At 71.1% G+C, this 19,399-nt stretch carries 16 protein-coding genes; 6 read left to right on the top strand and 10 right to left on the bottom strand.

The window, feature by feature from the left end:
* Window positions 1–13: 13 nt before the first annotated feature.
* Window positions 14–1,513: a PLP-dependent aminotransferase family protein gene (locus tag ACIGJO_RS31220; RefSeq protein ID WP_399963917.1), complete on the bottom strand. Its 1,500-nt coding sequence runs from the start codon at window positions 1,511–1,513 to the stop codon at window positions 14–16.
* A 103-nt stretch (window positions 1,514–1,616) separates the two neighbouring features.
* On the opposite strand from ACIGJO_RS31220, the gene ACIGJO_RS31215 reads away from it, so the two are divergent.
* The 4 genes from ACIGJO_RS31215 (at window position 1,617) to ACIGJO_RS31200 (ending at window position 5,107) form a co-directional block, all read left to right on the top strand.
* A complete protein-coding gene (locus ACIGJO_RS31215) occupies window positions 1,617–2,285 on the top strand; it encodes a YitT family protein (protein WP_399963915.1) in 669 nt (222 codons plus the stop codon).
* Window positions 2,282–3,046, top strand: a complete 765-nt coding sequence (locus ACIGJO_RS31210; protein WP_399963913.1) for a glycerophosphodiester phosphodiesterase family protein — start codon at window positions 2,282–2,284, stop codon at window positions 3,044–3,046. Before ACIGJO_RS31215 ends, ACIGJO_RS31210 begins: the two co-directional genes overlap by 4 nt.
* A gap of 46 nt (window positions 3,047–3,092) precedes the next feature.
* Window positions 3,093–4,469 (top strand): MFS transporter, encoded by a 1,377-nt coding sequence (locus tag ACIGJO_RS31205; RefSeq protein WP_399963910.1) that lies wholly within the window; start codon window positions 3,093–3,095, stop codon window positions 4,467–4,469.
* A 263-nt stretch (window positions 4,470–4,732) separates the two neighbouring features.
* Entirely contained in the window at window positions 4,733–5,107 is a 375-nt protein-coding gene (locus tag ACIGJO_RS31200; RefSeq protein ID WP_003959706.1) for an RNA polymerase-binding protein RbpA, read from the top strand.
* 212 nt (window positions 5,108–5,319) lie between these two features.
* Here the strand turns inward: ACIGJO_RS31200 and fxsA are convergent, their stop codons facing one another.
* The 4 genes from fxsA to ACIGJO_RS31180 form a co-directional block, all read right to left on the bottom strand.
* On the bottom strand, window positions 5,320–5,919 hold the full coding sequence (gene fxsA / locus ACIGJO_RS31195) for an FxsA family membrane protein (protein WP_399963908.1): 600 nt from the start codon (window positions 5,917–5,919) through the stop codon (window positions 5,320–5,322).
* A gap of 117 nt (window positions 5,920–6,036) precedes the next feature.
* Window positions 6,037–6,804, bottom strand: a complete 768-nt coding sequence (locus ACIGJO_RS31190) for a polyprenol monophosphomannose synthase (protein WP_399963906.1) — start codon at window positions 6,802–6,804, stop codon at window positions 6,037–6,039.
* Window positions 6,805–7,371: 567 nt separating this feature from the next.
* Window positions 7,372–9,018 carry an amidohydrolase gene (locus tag ACIGJO_RS31185; RefSeq protein ID WP_399963904.1) on the bottom strand — a complete coding sequence of 549 codons (1,647 nt, stop codon included), beginning with the start codon at window positions 9,016–9,018 and terminating at the stop codon, window positions 7,372–7,374.
* A gap of 70 nt (window positions 9,019–9,088) precedes the next feature.
* Window positions 9,089–9,529, bottom strand: coding sequence for an Lrp/AsnC family transcriptional regulator (locus tag ACIGJO_RS31180; protein WP_018490165.1), 441 nt, complete (start codon window positions 9,527–9,529; stop codon window positions 9,089–9,091).
* A 202-nt stretch (window positions 9,530–9,731) separates the two neighbouring features.
* Between ACIGJO_RS31180 and ACIGJO_RS31175 the strand changes: the two genes are divergently transcribed.
* Window positions 9,732–10,130: a hypothetical protein gene (locus ACIGJO_RS31175; protein ID WP_399963902.1), complete on the top strand. Its 399-nt coding sequence runs from the start codon at window positions 9,732–9,734 to the stop codon at window positions 10,128–10,130.
* A gap of 411 nt (window positions 10,131–10,541) precedes the next feature.
* On the opposite strand, the gene ACIGJO_RS31170 is transcribed toward ACIGJO_RS31175, so the two are convergent.
* Window positions 10,542–11,714: an acyl-CoA dehydrogenase family protein gene (locus tag ACIGJO_RS31170; RefSeq protein WP_399963900.1), complete on the bottom strand. Its 1,173-nt coding sequence runs from the start codon at window positions 11,712–11,714 to the stop codon at window positions 10,542–10,544.
* 393 nt (window positions 11,715–12,107) lie between these two features.
* Between ACIGJO_RS31170 and ACIGJO_RS31165 the strand changes: the two genes are divergently transcribed.
* On the top strand, window positions 12,108–13,379 hold the full coding sequence (locus tag ACIGJO_RS31165) for a glycoside hydrolase family 18 protein (RefSeq protein WP_399963898.1): 1,272 nt from the start codon (window positions 12,108–12,110) through the stop codon (window positions 13,377–13,379).
* A gap of 174 nt (window positions 13,380–13,553) precedes the next feature.
* Here ACIGJO_RS31165 and ACIGJO_RS31160 read toward each other — a convergent pair whose 3' ends face one another.
* The 4 genes from ACIGJO_RS31160 to ACIGJO_RS31145 all read right to left on the bottom strand — a co-directional run bounded on the left by ACIGJO_RS31160 (window position 13,554) and on the right by ACIGJO_RS31145 (window position 19,240).
* Window positions 13,554–14,270, bottom strand: a complete 717-nt coding sequence (locus ACIGJO_RS31160) for a hypothetical protein (protein WP_399963896.1) — start codon at window positions 14,268–14,270, stop codon at window positions 13,554–13,556.
* A 598-nt stretch (window positions 14,271–14,868) separates the two neighbouring features.
* Window positions 14,869–15,243 carry a hypothetical protein gene (locus tag ACIGJO_RS31155; RefSeq protein ID WP_399963894.1) on the bottom strand — a complete coding sequence of 125 codons (375 nt, stop codon included), beginning with the start codon at window positions 15,241–15,243 and terminating at the stop codon, window positions 14,869–14,871.
* 140 nt (window positions 15,244–15,383) lie between these two features.
* Window positions 15,384–15,812, bottom strand: coding sequence for a hypothetical protein (locus ACIGJO_RS31150; RefSeq protein WP_399963892.1), 429 nt, complete (start codon window positions 15,810–15,812; stop codon window positions 15,384–15,386).
* A gap of 668 nt (window positions 15,813–16,480) precedes the next feature.
* Entirely contained in the window at window positions 16,481–19,240 is a 2,760-nt protein-coding gene (locus tag ACIGJO_RS31145; protein ID WP_399963889.1) for an AAA family ATPase, read from the bottom strand.
* Window positions 19,241–19,399 lie beyond the last annotated feature (159 nt).

Genomic DNA, 19,399 nt, shown 5'->3' with positions numbered 1-19,399 from the left:
ACGGCCGGGGCGCTCAGGCCACGAAACTCCGCGGGGTCTCCACCCCGGCGCCGACACCCGACCTCACCAGCTCGGCGGCGGCGGCGAGCCGCACGGCCGCCTCGTCCGCCACCGGGCCCCCCACCGTGAACGGCAGCCGCACATAGCCCTCGAACGCCCCGTCCACGCCGAACCGGGGGCCGGACGGCACCCGGACGCCGACCCGCTCGCCCGCCACCGCCAGCCGGGACCCGGAGAGACCGCCCGTACGCACCCACAGGGTCAGCCCGCCGCGCGGCGTCTCGAACTCCCAGTCGGGCAGCTCCCGGCGCAGCGCGGCGATCAGGTCGTCACGGTTCTCGCGGGCCTGGCCGCGCCGGAGCTCCACCGCCTGCTCCCAGCCGCCGGTCCGCATCAGCCAGTTGATGGCGAGCTGCTCCAGTACCGGTGTGCCCATGTCGGCGTACGCGCGGGCGGCCACCAGGCTGCGGATCACATCCGGGGCGGCCCGCACCCAGCCGATCCGCATCCCTGCCCAGAACGCCTTGCTGGCCGAGCCCACGGTCAGGACCGTGCTGCCCGCGGGATCGAAGGCGCAGACCCGTCGCGGCATCTCGGTATCGGCGTCCAGGCGCAGTTCGTTCATGGTCTCGTCTACGACCAGGACCGTTCCGGCGGAGCGGGCCGCGTCGACCAGGGCCCTGCGCTGCTGTTCGTCGGCCAGCGCGCCGGTGGGATTGTGGAAGTCGGCGACGACGTAGGCGAGCCGGGGGGCCGAATCGCGCAGCACCTGCCGCCAGCGGTTCATGTCCCAGCCGCGCAGCCCCTCCTCCATCGCCACCGGCACCAGGCGGGCGCCGGCCTCGCGCATCAGCTGGAGGATGTTGGCGTAACTGGGCGACTCCACCGCGATGCGCTCGCCGCGCCCGGCGAAGAGGTGGCAGATGGCGTCTATCGCACCCATGGCGCCGGTGGTGACCATGATCTGTTCCGGCATCGTCGGAATGCCGCGCTCGATATAGCGGTCGGCGATCATCTGCCGCAGCGCGGGCAGACCCGCCGGGTAGTCCCCATGGGTGTGCGCGTACGGAGGCAGCTCCTCCAGCGCGCCCTGGACGGCGCGGGTGAGCCACGGCTCGGGGGCGGGCAGCGAGGCGCAGCCCAGATCGATCATCGAGCCGAGCGACTCCGGGGGGAGCGGTTCGAGACCGCGGGCCGGCAGCGGGTTGCCCGCCGGGACCGCGGTCCAGCTGCCGGCGCCGCGGCGGGACTCCAGGAACCCCTCGGCCCGCAGGGCCTCGTAGGCGGCGGCCACCGTGGTCCGGCTGAGGGCCAGGGCCAGGGCCAGTTCGCGTTCGGCGGGCAGCCGGGCGGCGACCGGGACCCGGCCTTCGAGGACGAGCAGCCGCACCCCGTCGGCGAGCGCCCGGTAGGCGGGCGGCCTGCGACTGCCCGGTCCGGCCGGCCGGGGCTGCTGGGCCTGGAGCTGCCGGGCGAGCTGCGCGGCCCCCACCGTCGAAGTCCATTGCACCATCGAAATCAGTCCACCTTCCTCGGATTGGCCATGGTTGGTGGCCAATCCCCCGCCCCAGAGTAACCACGAAGCAGTCCACAACCACCACATCAGGGGGCACCACTTGTTCAGGACCACCACCCCGAGCGGAACCCACCTCACGCGGCGGCTGGTCCAGCTGTACGTCGGTCTGGCGTTGTACGGCGCGAGTGCGGCCCTCCTGGTACGCGCCGGACTGGGCCTGGAGCCGTGGGGCGTACTGCACCAGGGCCTCGCCGAACTGACCGGCATCTCCATCGGCGTCGTCTCGATCATCGTCGGCGCGGTCGTCCTGCTGCTCTGGATCCCGCTCCGGCAGCGCCCAGGGCTCGGCACCGTGTCGAACGTCTTCGTGGTCGGCCTGGCCATGGACGGCACCCTCGCCCTGCTGCCGGAGACGCACGGGCTCGGGGTGCGGATCCCGCTGATGCTCGCGGGCGTCGTGCTCAACGGCGCGGCGACGGGGCTGTACATCACGGCCCGGTTCGGCCCCGGCCCGCGCGACGGACTGATGACCGGCCTGAACCGGGTCACCGGACACTCCATCCGGCTGGTCCGCACGGCGATGGAGGTGGCCGTCGTGGTGACCGGCTTCCTGCTCGGCGGCTCGCTCGGCGTCGGCACGGTCGTGTACGCGCTGGCGATCGGCCCCCTCGCCCAGATCTTCCTGCGGGTGTTCGCCGTCCCCGCGCCCGCCGAGGGCCCCGGGGACGTTGCCGCCACGACACCGGAGCAGTCCATACTGCCGCAGTGAACTCAGGACGCCACCCCTATCTGGACCACCCCACGACGATCCCGTTCGCCCACCGCGGCGGGACGGCGGACGGGGCGGAGAACACCGCGGCCGCCTTTCGCAGGGCGGCCGCCGCGGGTTACCGCTACTTCGAGACCGATGTGCACACCACGGCCGACGGGCGGCTGGTCGCCTTCCACGACGCCACGCTCGACCGGGTGACGGATGGCCGGGGCCGGATATCGCAGCTGCCGTGGAGCGAGGTGAGCAGGGCCAGGGTGGCGGGCAGCGAACCGCTGCCGCTCTTCGAGGAACTGCTGGAGGAGTTTCCCGGGGCCCGCTGGAACGTCGATCTGAAGGCGGAGTCCGCGCTCGCGCCGCTCCTCGCGCTGATCCGCCGGACCGGCGCCTGGGACCGGGTGTGCGTCGGCTCGTTCTCGGAGGCGCGGGTGGCCAGGGCGCACCGACTGGCGGGTCCGCGTCTGGCCACGTCGTACGGCGTGCGCGGGGTCCTGGGCCTGCGGCTTCGCGCGTACGGCATTCCGGCGGCGCTGCGCGCGGGCGCCGTGTGCGCGCAGGTCCCGGAGACCCAGAACGGCATCCGGGTCGTCGACCGGAAGTTCGTCCGCACCGCGCATGCGCGCGGCCTCCAGGTCCACGTCTGGACGGTGAACGAACCCGAACGGATGGCGGCGCTCCTGGACCTCGGAGTGGATGGCATCATGACCGATCACATCGAGACGCTGCGAACGGTGCTGAGCGAGCGGGGGGCCTGGTCCTGACGCCGGCCCGTCCACGTCCGTACGGGGTCGATCGAGGGGGCGCGGGTTGAGTACCGGAACCACAGGGAAGGCCGGTCCGGCGGAGCTGCCGCCGCCGGACACCGGGGCGGCGGCCGCCCGGCTGCGGGAGCAACGCGGCTGGTACTTCTACGACTTCGCCTGCTCCGTGTATTCCACGAGCGTGCTCACGGTCTTCCTCGGCCCGTATCTCACGTCGATAGCCAAGGCCGCGGCGGACCCGGACGGTTTCGTCCATCCGCTGGGCATACCCGTGCGCGCCGGGTCGCTGTTCGCGTATGCCGTCTCGGCGTCCGTCGTGGTGGCCGTGATACTGATGCCGATCGTGGGCGCCGCGGCGGACCGCACGGGCCGCAAGAAGCCGCTGCTGGCGGCCGCCGCCTATGTCGGTGCCGCGGCGACGACCGGGATGTTCTTCCTGGACGGCCACCGCTATCTGCTGGGCGCCTTCCTGCTGATCGTGGCGAACGCGGCGATCTCGGTGTCGATGGTGCTCTACAACTCCTATCTGCCGCAGATCGCCGAGCCGGAGGAGCGCGACGCGGTTTCCTCGCGCGGCTGGGCGTTCGGCTACACCTCGGGCGCACTGGTCCTGGTGCTGAACCTGGTCCTCTACACGGGCCACGAATCGTTCGGGCTCGCGGAGTCCGACGCGGTGCGCATCTGTCTCGCCTCGGCGGGCGTGTGGTGGGGCGCATTCACGATCATCCCCCTGCGCCGGCTGCGCGACCGCCGGGTGGCACCGGACGGCGAGGGGGCCGTCGGCTCCGGCTGGCGTCAGCTCATGGCCACCCTGCGCGACATGCGCCGCCATCCGCTCACCCTGTCCTTCCTGCTCGCGTACCTCATCTACAACGACGGGGTGCAGACGGTGATCTCGCAGGCCTCGGTGTACGGCTCCGAGGAACTGGACCTGGACCAGACGACCCTGATCACGGCGGTGCTGCTGGTGCAGGTGCTCGCGGTGGCGGGGGCCCTGGGGATGGGGCGGCTCGCCCGGGTCCACGGCGCGAAGCGCACGATTCTGGCGTCGCTGGTCATCTGGACGCTGATCCTGATCGCCGCGTACTTCCTGCCCGCCGACGCGCCGCTCTTCTTCTACGCCCTCGCGGCGGCGATCGGCCTGGTGCTGGGCGGGAGCCAGGCACTGTCCCGTTCACTGTTCTCGCATCTGGTGCCGCGCGGGAAGGAGGCCGAATACTTCTCGGCGTACGAGATGAGCGACCGCGGTCTGAGCTGGCTGGGGCCGCTGGTCTTCGGCGTGGCGTACCAGCTGACCGGCAGTTACCGGGAGGCGATCATCTCGTTGGTCGTGTTCTTCCTGCTCGGTTCCGCGCTGCTCGCGAGGGTCCCGGTACGGCGGGCCGTGGCGGCCGCAGGCAATCCTGTTCCGGAGAGGATTTAGACGTTGAAGTCAAAGGCCGGTAGTGTACGCCTTTGGCCTGCCCGGAGGACCGTTACTGCGAGTGGAAACAGCCAAACCGTTGAGTGACACCTTCCGCCAGATGTGACAAACCGGGCAATGGTGGGTACTCAACCCTGAAAAGCAGCGGCACGACGGGCGACGCATGACCGGCAACGGGAATCTTTACCGCCGACCGGACGTTGACCGGATGACGACGACAGCGACACCTGTCCTGTGGGCGACAAGCCCGGGAGGCACGATTCATGAGTGAGCGAGCTCTCCGCGGCACGCGACTCGTGGTTACCAGCTACGAGACGGACCGCGGCATCGATCTGGCCCCGCGCCAGGCGGTGGAGTACGCATGCCAGAACGGACATCGATTTGAGATGCCGTTCTCGGTAGAGGCGGAAATTCCGCCGGAGTGGGAGTGCAAGGCGTGCGGCGCCCAGGCACTCCTGGTGGACGGGGATGGCCCCGAGGAGAAGAAGGGCAAGCCTGCGCGTACGCACTGGGACATGCTCATGGAGCGGCGCACCCGCGAGGAGCTGGAGGAGGTGCTGGCCGAGAGGCTGGCGGTTCTGCGCTCCGGAGCCATGAACATTGCCGTGCATCCGCGGGACAGCAGGAAATCTGCCTGACCGCGCAACACCGCGTTCAAGAGCCGCGGGCCGTGACACAGTTCCTGTGTCACGGCCCGCGGCTTTTCTCTGTGCGCCCGCACCGGGCACGCGATGCACCACGCACCGGCCCGGCTCGGCTTCGGCTTCGGCTTCGGGACAGCTGCCCCCGCGGGGCCGTGCGCCCGGCCCGGCCCGTGGGGGTGTCACGGCGACACCCCCACGGGCACGCGCTACGGCGTCAGGGGCGGGCGCGGGCCCCGGGAGTCGTCGTCGGGCCCCGAGGGCGCCTGGGTGCCGTCCTCCCGGATGACCTCCCCCTGGACGACCTTTCCGTCCGGCTGGTGCATACGGGCCTGCTGGAAGGCGTCGGAGAGGCTGCCGGGCGCGGCGGCCCGCATCCGGCGCTCCAGGGACCGCTCCGCGTACCGGCCGAGCATCGTGCGGACCGGCGGCACCAGGAGGAGCAGCCCGGCCACGTCCGAGATCATGCCGGGGATCATCAGGAGCAGGCCGCCCAGCATCAGGAAGCCGTTGCCCTTGGTGCCCTGGGGAGCCGCGGGCGGGGCGGCCGTGGCGCCGGGCTGCCCCGGCATCTGCTGGAGGGTCTCGGTGAGGTTGCGGAAGGCCCGGCGGCCGGCCCGCTTGATGACCACGGCCCCGAGGAAGGCGCCGCCCACCAGGAGCAGCAGGACGGTGAGCCCGCCCGCCGCGTCGGCCACCACGGTCAGCAGCCAGATCTCCAGCACCAGCCAGGCGGCGATGCCGAGCGGCAGGAAGGTGCGGGCGCGCGAACGCTTCGGACGGGTCGGGGGCGGTGTGCCGGTCGTCATGCTCCCAGTGTGCCTGTACGGGCGTGCGGACGACGTAAGAGGGTGATCATGGCGTCGGGGGACGGCAGGCGCTCCCGGGAGCCGCCGTGGGGCCTCGGGCGGGCCGCGGAGCGGCCCTCAGGAGGACTTGCGGCCCAGGGCCTTGTTCGTCCGGGTGGTGATGCCCCAGCCGGTGACCCGCCAGAGCGCCTCGACGAAGATGTCGCGGCTCATCTTCGAGTCGCCCACCTCGCGGTCCACGAAGGTGATCGGCACCTCGACGACGTGGTAGCCCGCTTCGACGGCGCGGCGGGCGAGGTCCACCTGGAAGCAGTAGCCCTGAGAGGCGACCTCGCCGAGGCCGAGGCCCTTGAGCGTCTCGGTGCGGAAGGCCCGGTAGCCGCCGGTGACATCCCGGACCGAGAGTCCGAGGGCGAGGCGGGAGTAGAGGCTGCCGCCGCGGGAGATCATCTCGCGGCTCTTGGGCCAGTTGACCACACGGCCGCCCGGAACCCAGCGGGAGCCGAGGACCAGGTCCGCCCCCTTCAGCGCGGTGAGCAGCCGGGGCAGCTCCTCGGGCTGGTGGGAGCCGTCGGCGTCCATCTCGACCAGCACGCCGTATCCGTGCTCGGAGCCCCAGTCGAAGCCCGCCAGGTAGGCCGCGCCGAGCCCTTCCTTGCCCTTGCGGTGCAGGACGTGGACCTTGTCGTCCTCGGCCGCGATCTCGTCGGCGGCCTTTCCGGTGCCGTCGGGGCTGTTGTCGTCGGCGACCAGGATGTCGGCCTCCGGCACGGCGGCGCGCACGCGGTCGACGATCGGTTTGATGTTCTCGACCTCGTTGTAGGTCGGAATGATCACCAAGACCTTGCCGAGCGGGCCGTACTGCCTCTGACCGCCGTCGTTCACTGCTGCCCCTTAAAGTCCGTACGCAGACGCACACCATATCGAGCGCGACGCCGTCGGATTCCGACGCGGTGGCACAGCCGCACCCGCAGGCCGGGGCAGACCCGTGGAACTGGGGACAGAACCCACGGACGGAGCGGTCGGCGGAGCCGTGGCGGGGGTGCTGCGGATCGGGGCCCGGCGCCCTTCGGGCCGACCTGGGACCCGCTGGCTGCGGGTCGACCGAGAGCCGTTGTCTACTGAACGTCCGGGCCCCACCCGGGTCACACCCTCCGTCCGGTTCGAACCTTCCCTCGCCCCCGAGGCGCGGACGCTGAACCTGGCTGTCAGGGGTGGTGCGCCGGTGCGGCACACCACCCCATGACCCAGCGGCGTTCGACGACTGCGTGGAGGTTTAACCGGTCGGACGTCCTGTGGTGGACCCGGCCGAACCTACCGGCCCCTGGGCGCTTTCTGTCAACACTCGCTCGACCTGCGGCTTTTGCCCAAATTGCCAGGTCAGTGCCGAAGATCCGCAGGTCGCGGCAGCGGGCGTACGCCCTTCGATCGGCGGTACGAAATAGTCACACGTCACTCGTTCGGCCGTACGTAGACAGTTTGTCCGAACACCACGGTCCGCAGACAGACCGGGAGTTCGGCCCCGGGTGTGAGATCGGGCAGGCCGGGCGTGCCGGACCGGGGGTCGGTCGACCAGCGGGCGACCCGGTCGTCGGGGGCCTGGACCAGCAGGTCATCGGTACGCCAGATCGCGTAGTCGGCCGGGGCCCCGGGCACCAGGAGCCCGGCGTCGTCGCGGCCGATGGCCCGCCAGCCTCCCCGGGTGTGGGCCGTGAAGCCGGCGCGTACGGAGATCCGGTGCTCCGGCGTGCGGTGGAAGGCGGCGGCCCGCACCGTCCCCCAGGGATCGAGCGGGGTGACCGGGCTGTCCGAGCCGAAGGCGAGCGGCACCCCGGCGCGCAGCAGGGCGGCGTAGGGGTTGAGCGTCCCGGCCCGCTCCGCACCGAGACGCTGGGCGTACATGCCCTCCGCACCTCCCCAGGCCGCGTCGAAGGCGGGCTGGACGGAGGCGGTGAGGCCCAGTTCGGCGAAGGCGGCGACGGTTTCGGGGGTCAGCATCTCGGCGTGCTCGACACGGTGGCGGGCGGCCCGGATCCGGGCGAGCCCGAGGGTCCCGGCGGCGGCCCGGACCCCTTCGACGACAGCGGAGACCGCGGCGTCGCCGATGGCGTGGAAGCCGGCCTGGAGCCCCGCCTCGGTGCAGGCGGTCACGTGCGCGGCGATCTGCGCGGCGTCCAGGTGTGCGGTACCCGTGTGCGGGGCGTCCGCGTAGGGCTCGTGCAGGCAGGCGGTGTGCGAGCCGAGGGAACCGTCGACGAAGAGGTCCCCGGCCGCGCCGATCGCGCCGAGCTCACGGATGCGGCGCGCGCTCTTCTCGTCGGTGACCTGCTCCGCCCACAGCCCGAAGACCCGAGGTCCGGGCCGCTCGGCGGCGAGCGCCAGGAGGCCGGTGAGGTCCTCCTCGTCGGAGATGTCGGGCCCGGCGCACTCATGGACGGTGCCGATGCCGAGGGAGGCGGCGTGGCGCAGTGCGGCCCGCTGGGCGTCCGCGCGCTGGCGCCGCGAGAGGGCGCCGTGCGCGGCGGACCGTACGGCGTGGTGGGCGGGGCCGGTCAGCGGGGCGTCGGGGTGGTAGCCGGTCATCCCCGCGACACCCGGGACGAGGTCCAGCAGCGCCGTCGTGACAACGGCGGAGTGCACATCGATCCGGGGCAGATAGAGGGCCCGCCCACCGGCGGCCGCGTCCAGTTCGGCCCGCGAGGGGTGGCGCCGCTCGGGCCAGCGCGCGGCGTCCCAGCCGTGTCCGAGCAGGACCCGCTCGGCGGGGTGGCTGTTCGCGAACGCGCGTACGAGATCGAGGGCGTCGGCGAGCGTGCGGGCACCGGAGAGGTCCAGCCCGGTCAGGGCCAGCCCGGTGGCCGTGGTGTGCACATGGGCGTCCGTGAAGGCCGGTGTGACCAGGGCCCCTTCGAGGTCGACCACGTCGTCGACGCCGCTCGCGAAGGCGTCGGCGGCTCCTTCGGATCCCACCCAGGCGACATGCCCGCGCTCGATGACCATCGCGGTGGCGAACGGATCGGCGGGGCTGTGGACGTCTCCACCGCGCAGCAGCACGGTGCGGTGTTCGGGGGCGCTCTGGGGGGCGGTGCTGTCGGTCATGGAACCAGTCTCGCGCCTGCCGGGAGCCGCTCGCGCCGCGGCCCCCCTCGCAGGGAGCGCCCCCGGTGTCTCAGACGCGCGGCGGGCGCGCCTCGTACGGGGTGGACAGGACGACGGTCGTCCGGGTGGACACCCCGGCCAGCGAACGGATCCGGGTGAGCAGGTGCTCCAGCTCCAGCGGCGTGGCCACCCGCACCTTGAGGATGTAGTTCTCGTCCCCGGCCACGCTGTGGCAGGCCTCCAGCTCGGGCACCCCGGCGAGCCGCTCCGCGATGTCGTCCGGTGCGCTCGGGTCGAACGGTTTCACCGAGATGAACGCGGTGAGGGGCAGTCCCACGGCTTCGGGGTCGACGACCGCGGCGTAGCCGCGGATCACCCCGCGCTGCTCCAGCCGGCGGACGCGCTGATGAACGGCCGAGGTGGACAGGCCCGTGGCCTTGCCCAGGTCGGTGTAGCTCATCCGCCCGTCCTTGACGAGCAACTCCACAATCTGACGGTCCAGCTCCTCCATGCGGATCAACCTATTGCCCCACGTCCCTCCCGGCACACCCATGGGCGCTCAGGAGGGGCACCTGCGGGCGGCATGTGACGAATACCACAGGTTTACGGGTGGGTATCCGACCGGCTCGCGATTACGGCCCGCGCGCGACGGGAAGTGCTTGCTGTGGTCGAGGCCGTGGCGCCTTGTCGGCCCACCCGAGGGGGGAATTTCCATGCAGAGCCTGAAGCTCACCGGACGTACCGAACCTGAGCCCGTCGATCCCGACGAGGACGGCGCGCCCGACGCGTACGACACATTCGAGATGTACCGGGTGATCTGCCCGGACTGCGCGCAGCCGATCGCGCTCCTGGCCGACGAGGACACCCTCCCGGAGCACGCGCTGTGCCCGACCCCGTGGAACCCGTTCGTCCTCACGGTGTGCGCCGGCACCGGACGCGGCGCCTCGGAGTCCCGGCCGGCCGATGAGTCGCTGGAGGCCCAGGAGCAGGAGACGGCCCTGCTGTTGACGCTCCCTCAGGGACTCGACTGGCGGATGCAGCCCTTCTCGCACGCCGGCGGCCCCGGCTCGCGGCCGCTGCAGATGCCCCAGATGCGGCGTCACGCCGCCTGACGCCCCGCCCGCGCGTCGCGCCCCGTCCCGCGCGTCGCGCCTCTTTACCGGGGTCGTGCTTCTTTACCCGGGTCGCGCCTCTTCACCGGGTCGCGCCTCTTCACCGGGTCGCGCCTCTTCTCCTGGCCGTGCTTCTTCTCCTGGCCGTGCTTCTTCTCCTGGCCGCACCCCTTTCTCGCGCCGCACCACGACGGTCCGTCCGGCGTGGTGCCCGCGGTCGACGGCCTTGTGCTCCACGGCGGTGAGCGGGCCGCCCGCGCGGCACGTACCGCGGAGCGCCCGCCGGCGAACCACCCGTCCACCGGGCCCGGCTCCGCCATGGGGAGAGCACCGGCCCCTGCCGGGCCGCCACGACCAAGACTGGAACCGGATCATGGCGACGCCCGCACGGCCGGACCCGGGCCTTCCGGGTCAGCGTGTCTCGGGACCCGCGAGGTGGCGGGCGATGACCATGCGCTGGATCTGATTGGTGCCTTCGACGATCTGGAGCACCTTGGCCTCGCGCATCAGCCGCTCGACGGGGAAGTCCAGGGTGTAGCCGTAGCCGCCGAGCACCTGGACGGCATCCACGGTCACCCGCATGGCCGTGTCCGTACAGAAGAGTTTGGCCATGGCCGCCTGCCGCGAGAAGGACTCCCCCGCATCACGCCGCCGCGCCGCCTCCAGATACAGGGCGCGCCCCGCCTCGATCTGGGTCGCCATGTCGGCGAGCATGAAACGCAGCCCCTGGAAGTCCGCGATGGGGCGGCCGAACTGCCGCCGCCCGGTGGCGTATCCGACGGCCTCGTCCAGCGCCGCCTGGGCGACACCGATGGCGCAGGCCGCGATGCCCAGGCGCCCGGAGTCGAGCGCGGACAGCGCGATGGCGAAGCCCTGGCCCTCCTCGCCGATACGGCGGTCGTCACCGATCCGTACCCCGTCGAAGTTGAGCTGGGCGGTGGGCGAGCCCTTCATACCCATCTTCTTCTCCGGGACGGCCGCGTTCAGGCCCTCGGCGTCGCCGGGGACGAGGAAGGCGGTGATGCCGCGGGGACCCTCGACGCCGGTGCGGGCCAGCACCGTGTAGAAGTCGGCGATTCCGCCGTGGGTGATCCAGGCCTTGGTGCCGGTGATGACCCAGTCGTCACCGTCCCGTACCGCTTTCGTACGCAGCGAGGCGGCGTCGGATCCCGAGGAGGGCTCGGAGAGGCAGTAGGCGCCCAGCAGGCCGCCCGAGAGCATCGCCGGAAGGTGCGCGGTCCGCTGCTCCTCCGTGCCGTATCCGGCGAGCGCGTGGCAGGCCAGCGAGTGGACGCTGACACCGAGACCCACGGTGAGCCGGGCCGCGGCCAGTTCCTCCAGCACCTGGAGATAGACCTCGTAGGGCTGGTCGCCGCCGCCGTACGCGGAGTCGTAGGGCAGTCCGAGCAGGCCGGATTCGGAGAGCAGGGCGAATACCCCGCGCGGGAACGTGCCCGCTTCCTCCTCCTCGGCGGCCCGGGGAGCGATCTCCTTCGACACGATGTCGCGGACGAGCGCGACGAGCTGCCGGGATTCCTCGGTGGGCAGGTGGCGTTCCACCAGCTGCGGGGCACGGTCGGTCATGACGGCGCTCTCCTCCCTGTCGGGCGTTGCGACGGTCGCGCGCGCAGGGGTGTGGGCGGCGCCGCCGGGTGATCTCCCGGGCTGCACCCGGGAATAGTCATACTGCCCAACCGATCCTGCCCTCCCGGATCACGAGAGGCGCTGGCCAGCGGCCGTGGCGCGTTGAGTATGCCCGATCGGAGCGCTTCCGTCACGGGGTGCGCGGCGAGCCCGACGGTCATGGAAATTGGTCCGAACCATTGACCCAACTGGTCTAGTCCTTCTACGGTTCCACCGAACGCCTTACCGCGTTCATGCCAAGTCTCACCATGATCGGCCGCGCACCGGTGCACCGGTGCGCGGAGTCCGACCCCGCACCCCCCACGCTCAAGCCCTCCCCCACGAGGAGCCACGATGTTCAGACTGCACCGTCCCCGCGCCCGTTTCAGGGCGCTCGCCGCAGCCGCCTGTACGGCCGCTCTCGGCGCCACACTTCTCGGCGTCGCGGGTACGTCATCGGCCGGCGCGGCCCCCGCCCCCCAGCAGCAGGCGGCTCCGGCCGCCGAGGCCGCCCCCACGGCGGCCGGCGGCAAGGTGGTCGGATACTTCACCAACTGGGGCGTCTACGACCGGAATTACCACGTCAAGAACATCGAGACATCCGGTTCCGCGGACAAGCTCACGCACATCAACTACGCCTTCGGCAACGTCACCGGCGGCAAGTGCGCGATCGGCGACTCCTACGCCGACCACGAGAAGGCCTACACCGCGGACCAGTCCGTCGACGGTGTCGCCGACACCTGGGACCAGGAGCTGCGCGGCAACTTCAACCAGCTGCGCAAGCTGAAGAAGCTCCACCCCGACCTCAAGATCCTCTGGTCGTTCGGCGGCTGGACCTGGTCGGGCGGCTTCGGTGACGCGGCGAAGAACCCCGCCGCGTTCGCCGAGTCCTGCTACAACCTGGTCGAGGACCCCCGCTGGGCCGATGTCTTCGACGGCATCGACATCGACTGGGAGTACCCCAACGCCTGCGGCCTGACCTGCGACACCAGCGGCCGTGACGCCTACGGCAACCTGCTGTCCGCGCTGCGCGCCAAGTTCGGCACCGGCAACCTGGTCACCTCCGCGATCACCGCCGACGGCTCGGACGGCGGCAAGATCGACGCGGTGGACTACGCGGGAGCGGCGAAGTACCTCGACTGGTACAACCCGATGACGTACGACTTCTTCGGCGCCTGGGATCCCAAGGGCCCGACGGCTCCGCACTCCCCGCTGACCTCCTACACCGGCATTCCGCAGGAGGGCTTCAACACCGACGCCGCGATCTCCAAGCTCAAGGGTCTCGGAATCCCGTCCGAGAAGCTGCTGCTCGGGATCGGCTTCTACGGCCGCGGCTGGACCGGGGTCACCCAGTCCGAGCCGGGCGGTACGGCCACGGGTGCGGCGGCCGGCAAGTACGAGGCGGGCATCGAGGACTACAAGGTCCTCAAGAGCAGTTGCCCGGCGACGGGCACCGTCGCCGGAACCGCGTACGCCCACTGCGGCACCAACTGGTGGAGCTACGACACCCCGGCGACCATCGCCTCGAAGATGGACTACAAGAACCAGCAGGGCCTGGGCGGCACCTTCTTCTGGGAGCTGAGCGGTGACACCACCGACGGCGAGCTGATCAAGGCGATCAGCTGACCGTCACGGACCGTGTGTGAGGGGCGGGGAGCCGGAAGGGCTCCCCGCCCCTTCTCGTGCCGGGTCCTCCGTGCCGACTCCTCCGTGCCGGGTCCTCCGTGCCGGGGTCGCCTCGGGACGGGTGCGGGTGCCGGGCGCCGGCGGTCATCGTCCGGCCGGCACCGGGCCAGCACGTCAGCCGTCCCGCCAGACCCCCGCGAGAGCCATCGACGTGATCTGCTCCATGGAGAGGACGGGGGCCTTGCGTGTGACAGGGGTCCCGAAGGAGGAGCTGTTCAGCTCCGAGATCAGCACCCTGCGTCCGTCGTCGTAGAGGACGTCCACGTCCCACTGCACGATGTCGGGGTGGCTCTGCAGCGGCTCCCTGCGGGTCACGATCTTTCCGCCGCCGGGAAGGCTCTTCCCCTCGCTGAACAAGGGCACGAGTTCCTTCCGTCCGGGCTTCCACTGCTGGATGCTCACGGCCAGCAGGGACTCGCCCCGTCCGTCATCGACCGTGACATCGGCGTACCCCCTGCCGCTGCCCTCCCGCTGCGAAATCCGAAGGTTCCCCGGAATCAACTTCTCCAGGTTGCGCAGGATTTCGCGCTCCGTCATCTTGCCGGTACTGGGCAGCTCGGGAGGGGACGGCGCCCGCGGCACGGCCGCCATGACGGGTTCCCAGTCCTTCGACGTGGCGATTCTTGAGAGGTGCTCGACCGTCAAGGGCAGTGAGGAGCGAGGAGTGGCGCCCGTTCTTTCGGCCGAAGCGTCACGCTGCACGACCGACACCAGCACCCCGTCCCTGGACAGCAGTCGCGCGGACCACTGCTTCGCCCCCTCGGGCTCGAAGGGATCGGCATAGCCTCGGTTGACCACCAGTGTGCGATGACCGTCGACGGTCTTCTTCACACATTGATCAAACGGATTGTACGAGCGCAGCGGGCATTCGGCCGCGAGACGCAGAGCGGAACGGGGCGGGCGTGAGACCGACACTTCGACGAACGATCTGTCACGCCCGTCGTCGAACACCAAGCGGGCGGACGGTTCGGGTGATTCCGCAAGACCCGATCCGGATTCATGCGAAACGCTTCCCTCCGGAAGCAGGGATCGCAGAGTGTCTTTCATCAGATCCCCTGATACCGGCCTGCCCGAGGACCCGTCCACCGTCATGGCGGAAATCATGGCCGCGGACAGCCCCAGCGCCAGGGCGACAGAAAGCGTGATCGTCCGCCTTCCGGAGCCCCGTGTGAACATCTTTGAGGCGCGCCCGGGGAAAGTGTTTCGATTTTCGCGAGTCAAGAGAACCACCGTACCGATATGGATGACGGACGCGGAAATACCATCCTGTGCTTCCTTCGCGGGAGATCCGGCCGGCGCTCCCACGAAGCGTGCGGAGCCATCTGGCTGCCGCCCCCGAGGGGGACCACGGGGCAGCCAGATGGCTTTTCACGCCGTTTTCGCAGACGCAACAGATTCTGTGCCTGCTGTCACGCCGGCCGAGTCATGCTCAGCAGCCGTTCACATCGGCCCAGTTCACCCACATGAGGGGGCTCGCATCGCTGAACGGGCTTCCGACGTAGGACCAGGCACCGCCCTTGAAGAAGCGGTAATTGATGCCATGGTTCCGGTCATTGAAGCCGCACAGGTCCTTGCCGGTGTGGTTGATCACGGAGTTGACCGGCGTCCCGGTGCTCAGAACGCTGTTGTACTTCGTCCACTTCTCCCATTGCTGCCCACCGTAGTTCTGCTGGGCGTAGAGAAAAGCGTAGTCGCCGCGCGCCGCGGACTCGTTGGCCTGGGCCGGCGCCGCCGTCACACCGGTGACAGCCAAACCGGACAACGGAAGAAGGGTGAGGGCGACAGCGGAAAGCAGACGCTTCATGGGGTTCCTCTCTGGGTACGACGGAATATCCGGGACGGCCGATTCACCCGGCGGACAGGGTCCGGCGACCCTGTCCGCCGGGAACGAGGAGGCCGCACAGATGTCGGACTCCTGCGTGGGCCATGCGATGTTGTCGCCGACTAGCACTCAAGGAAGAGCGGGGTCCCCGTGGGATCAACGCCGATACGGATGCCGCTCCAGGCGCTCCCCTGCATCGGGTTGCTGTTCGTGAAGGGCGCCCCGACGTAGCTGTAGGAACCGTTCATGAAGGCGTACTTCTGCCTTCCGTCCCTGGAGATGCCGCAGAGCTTCCCCGGACCGTTGTAGATGACGGAGTTGATGGCTGTCGGGTAACCCTGGATCTCCTTCTGGTTGCAGTCGTGGAAGAACTGGGTTCCGCCGTAGTTCTGCTGCGAGTAGAGCCAGGCGTGCGTACAAGCGGCCGTGCCGCTCATGGTGTTCTCCGACGCGGACGCCGCCGAGGCGGACCCCGCGGTCAGAAGCGGAGCCGCTACGCCGACCATCGCGGTCAGGCACGCGGCGGCCACGGCCGAAGCAATCTTCTTCATGGACGTTTTTCTCCTTCGGAGATGGATGTCATTCGAGAAATCGTGATCAGTGCCACTGGGGCGAAGCGGACGAGGCAGAGGGAAGCGCCGGCCCAGCGGGACCGCGGCGATCGAGCACGCCGCGAGCGAATCTCGTGCGACGGGAAGTCCCGATCCCACTGCCCACCGCCCGCCTCCGCTCAAGCGCGGCAGAACCCGTCGACGGCAAGCCGCACGCCGTCACTGACGAACCTTCGCTGTGACACGTTGTCACACGTTACATACAGAAGCGGGGCGGCGCCAGTGCGGACAGTGGTTCGGCGCGCACTCCGCGTTCCGGCCAGCACCCGTGCTGTGCCGGACAGTTGGCCTGGGGACCACGGTCCTGCCCTCCGCGTGGGTGCAGGACCGCTGGTTGCCAAAACACCGTGTGCCATGGGTAGACAGCTGCTCGCCGGTGCGGGTCGAGCGCAGTTCCGACCGCCCTGTCACAACTTCCCCGGCTGCTCGGTCAATCCGGGTGCGAGGCTGAGCCGTGCATGCTCCAGTACGCCGCACCGCCCGGGATTCGCACGACTCCCGGATCGAGCCCAAGAGAGGTGGCAGACACCGTGTGGAGGGGAAGACGTCCCGGGGCGGGGCGAGGTGTCCGGCACGGGCCGGCCGCTCGCCGAATGAACGCCCGGCCGTCAGGCGCCGGCCAGCGCTCCGCGCAGCTTGTTCCGCGAGTTGACCTCGAGCTTGGTGAACACCTTGTGCAGGTGCCACTCCACCGTACGAGGGCTGATGAACAGCTCGGCACCTATCTCGGAGTTCGTCCTTCCCTCGGCGGCCAGCCGGGCGATCTGGGCTTCCTGCGTGGTCAGCGCCTCGCGTATGTCGGCCGCGCGGTGGCGTACCGACTCGCCGGTGGCCAGGAGTTCGCGGCGGGCGCGCTCGGCGAAGGCACGTGCTCCGAAACCGCGCAGCATGTCGTGGGCGGTGCGCAGTTGCCCGCGCGCGTCGACGCGCCGGTTCTCGCGACGAAGCCACTCGCCGTACACCAGGTGGGCGCGGGCGAGGTCGACGGCGACCCGGCTGCGCTCCAGGCGCTCGATGGCCTCGCGGTAGAGCAGGTCGGCGGTCCGGCCGTCGCGGAGCAGTGCCTTCGACCGGGCCAGAACGCCCAGGGCCCAGTCCGTTCCGCTGGCTTCGGCCCGTTCCTCGAGCCGGCGCAGGGCCGCCTCGGCGGCATCGAGGGCATCACCGCGAGCGCCCGCCTCGACGAGCTCGGCGAGGGAGAACCCGACGACCGCCAGATCCTCGTACTCCCCCGCCCGCTCGGCGCTGGTCAGGGCCTCCTGGTACCGGCCGAGGCCGTTGTACAGCACCGCGAGCAGGTAGTGGGACAGGCCGATCGCCCGGCCTTCCCCCCAGGCGGCCGCGTCCCGGGCGCCGGCCTGGATCAGCTCCGACGCCCGGGCCTCGCCGCGCCAGGCCACGAGCAGCAGCGAGGGGTACCCGAGGGGCGAATTGCCGGTCACCTCCGTGATGTTGTCGGACTCGTTGATCAGTGCCGAGGCGAGGTCGAACTCTCCGGCGTGCACGTGGACGGCGGCCCGGTAGGCGAGGGCCAGTGGAAGGAAGTTGAGCGCGCCGGTCGCGCGAGCCGCCCGGACCGCGTACGTGGTCAGTTCGTACCAGGCCTCGTCGTCCCACATGTCGCCGGCGACCAGCCACGTCAGCCAGAGCCAGCGCATGGCGTCGTCCTCGTTGCGTCCGGCGGCCCGCCGGAACGCCCGCAGCGCGGGCTTCAGCGGCGACGCACCGGGCACGTACCCCTCCGCGAACCGCGTCGTCAGGCCGTCGAGAAGTACGTCCGCCGGGCGTGGAGGCCGCGGTCCGCGCGGTGCGGCGCGGGCGGCCTCGGCCACCTCCCGCACTCCGACGCCTCCGTCGAGGCGGCCTGCGAAGACGGCCGCTCCGACTGCTTCGAGGTAGGCCTCACGGGCCTGTCCGTCGTCGATCCGTTCCAGTCGGCCGGCCGCGTCGAGCAGCAGGGGCAGGGCCTCACCGCCGCGCCTGCGCGCGAAGACGATCTGGGCGCGGAGCCGGGCCAGCCGCGTGTGCTGGACCTCGCCCAACGGGCTCATCTCCGCGGCGGCGAGGAGTTCGAGCGCCGCGTCGGGGGCCCCGGCCTCGAAGGTGGCCTGCGCCGCGGCCGCCGCCCTCGTTCCGCGTCTCGCCGGATCCGGCGTCAGCTCGGCCGCCCGTCTCAGGAACGCCGCCGCGGCCGCGACGCCACCACGGGCCTGGGCCCGGCCCGCCGACCGCTCCAGCTCGCCCGCCACGTCCTCGTCGGGTTCGGCCGCCGCGTGGGCACGATGCCAGGCCCGGCGGTCGGAGTCGAACTCGGGAGCGGTCGCCTCGGCCAGCGCACGATGCACGTCCCGGCGTTCCCCGGGGTCGGCGGCGCGATACGCCGCCGAGCGCACCAGCGGGTGGCGGAACCGCACCCGCGCGCCGAACTCGATCAGCCCCGCCGCCTCGGCCGCTCCTGCGGCGTCCGCCCCGATGTCGAGCCGCTCGGCCACCCGTCTCAGCAACGGCACGTCCCCCACCGGCTCGGCGGCGGCCGCCAGCAACAGCCGGCGCGCCGCATCCGGTAGCGTCCCGATGCGCCGCAGGAAGCGCTGCTCGATCTGACTCGCCAGCGGCCGCGCGTCGGGGCGCCCGAACCCGCCCGCCAGCTCCGCCGCGGTCAGCCCCCGCGTCAACTCCAGCAGCGCCAGCGGGTTGCCGCGGGTCTCGGCGACGATCCGGTCCCGGACGCGTTCGTCCAGCCGCCCGGGGACCACCGAGTCCAGGAGCGCCCGCGCGTCGTCGTCGCGCAGGCCCCGGACCACCAGCTCCCTCAGCGCCGCCAAGGGGTCATCACCCGGGTCGGGCGTCGACGCGCGTACCGCGAACACCAACGCCACCCGCTCCGCGAGCAGCCGCCGGGCGACGAAGGCCAGTGTCTGCGCGGAGACCCGATCGAGCCACTGGGCGTCGTCCACCACACAGACGAGCGGCCGCTCCTCCGCCTCCTCGGCCAGCAGGCTGAGCACCGCCAGTCCGACCAGGAAGCGGTCCGGTGCGCTTCCCGCACTCAGACCGAACGCGATGGCCAGGGCATCACGCTGTGGGCCGGGAAGGCGGTCGAGGTGCCCCATCATCGGCACGCACAACTGGTGCAGCCCGGCGTATGCCAGCTCCATGTCGGACTCGACGCCGGTGGCCCGCAGGATCTGGCATCCTGCCGCGCTCCCCACCAGATACTCCATCAACGCGGACTTTCCGACCCCGGGCTCGCCGCGCAGCACCAGCACCTCGCTCCGGCCCGCCCTGGCACCGGCGACCACCTGATCCAGCGCCCCGCATTCACTGCGCCGGCCACGCAGCCCGCGCCGAGGAGCGCTGCTCGACATCCACCACCACCGCGCAGGTCAGAGGGCCAGACCCTGATCAACTCGGGTCGTCCATATCATGCACCAGTGCGCGCGACCCGGGCAATCGGCCCCTCCGCCGCCTTCAACGCCCGGCCGAGCTCGTGTCCACCGCGGCCGGTGGCACGGTCACCCAGCAGG

Origin of the sequence: Streptomyces sp. NPDC079020 (genome assembly GCF_044542225.1) — a bacterium.
Taxonomy (GTDB): domain Bacteria; phylum Actinomycetota; class Actinomycetes; order Streptomycetales; family Streptomycetaceae; genus Streptomyces.
Note: the sequence above shows the minus strand (reverse complement) of the source record. Positions and strands in the feature narration are given on the sequence as shown.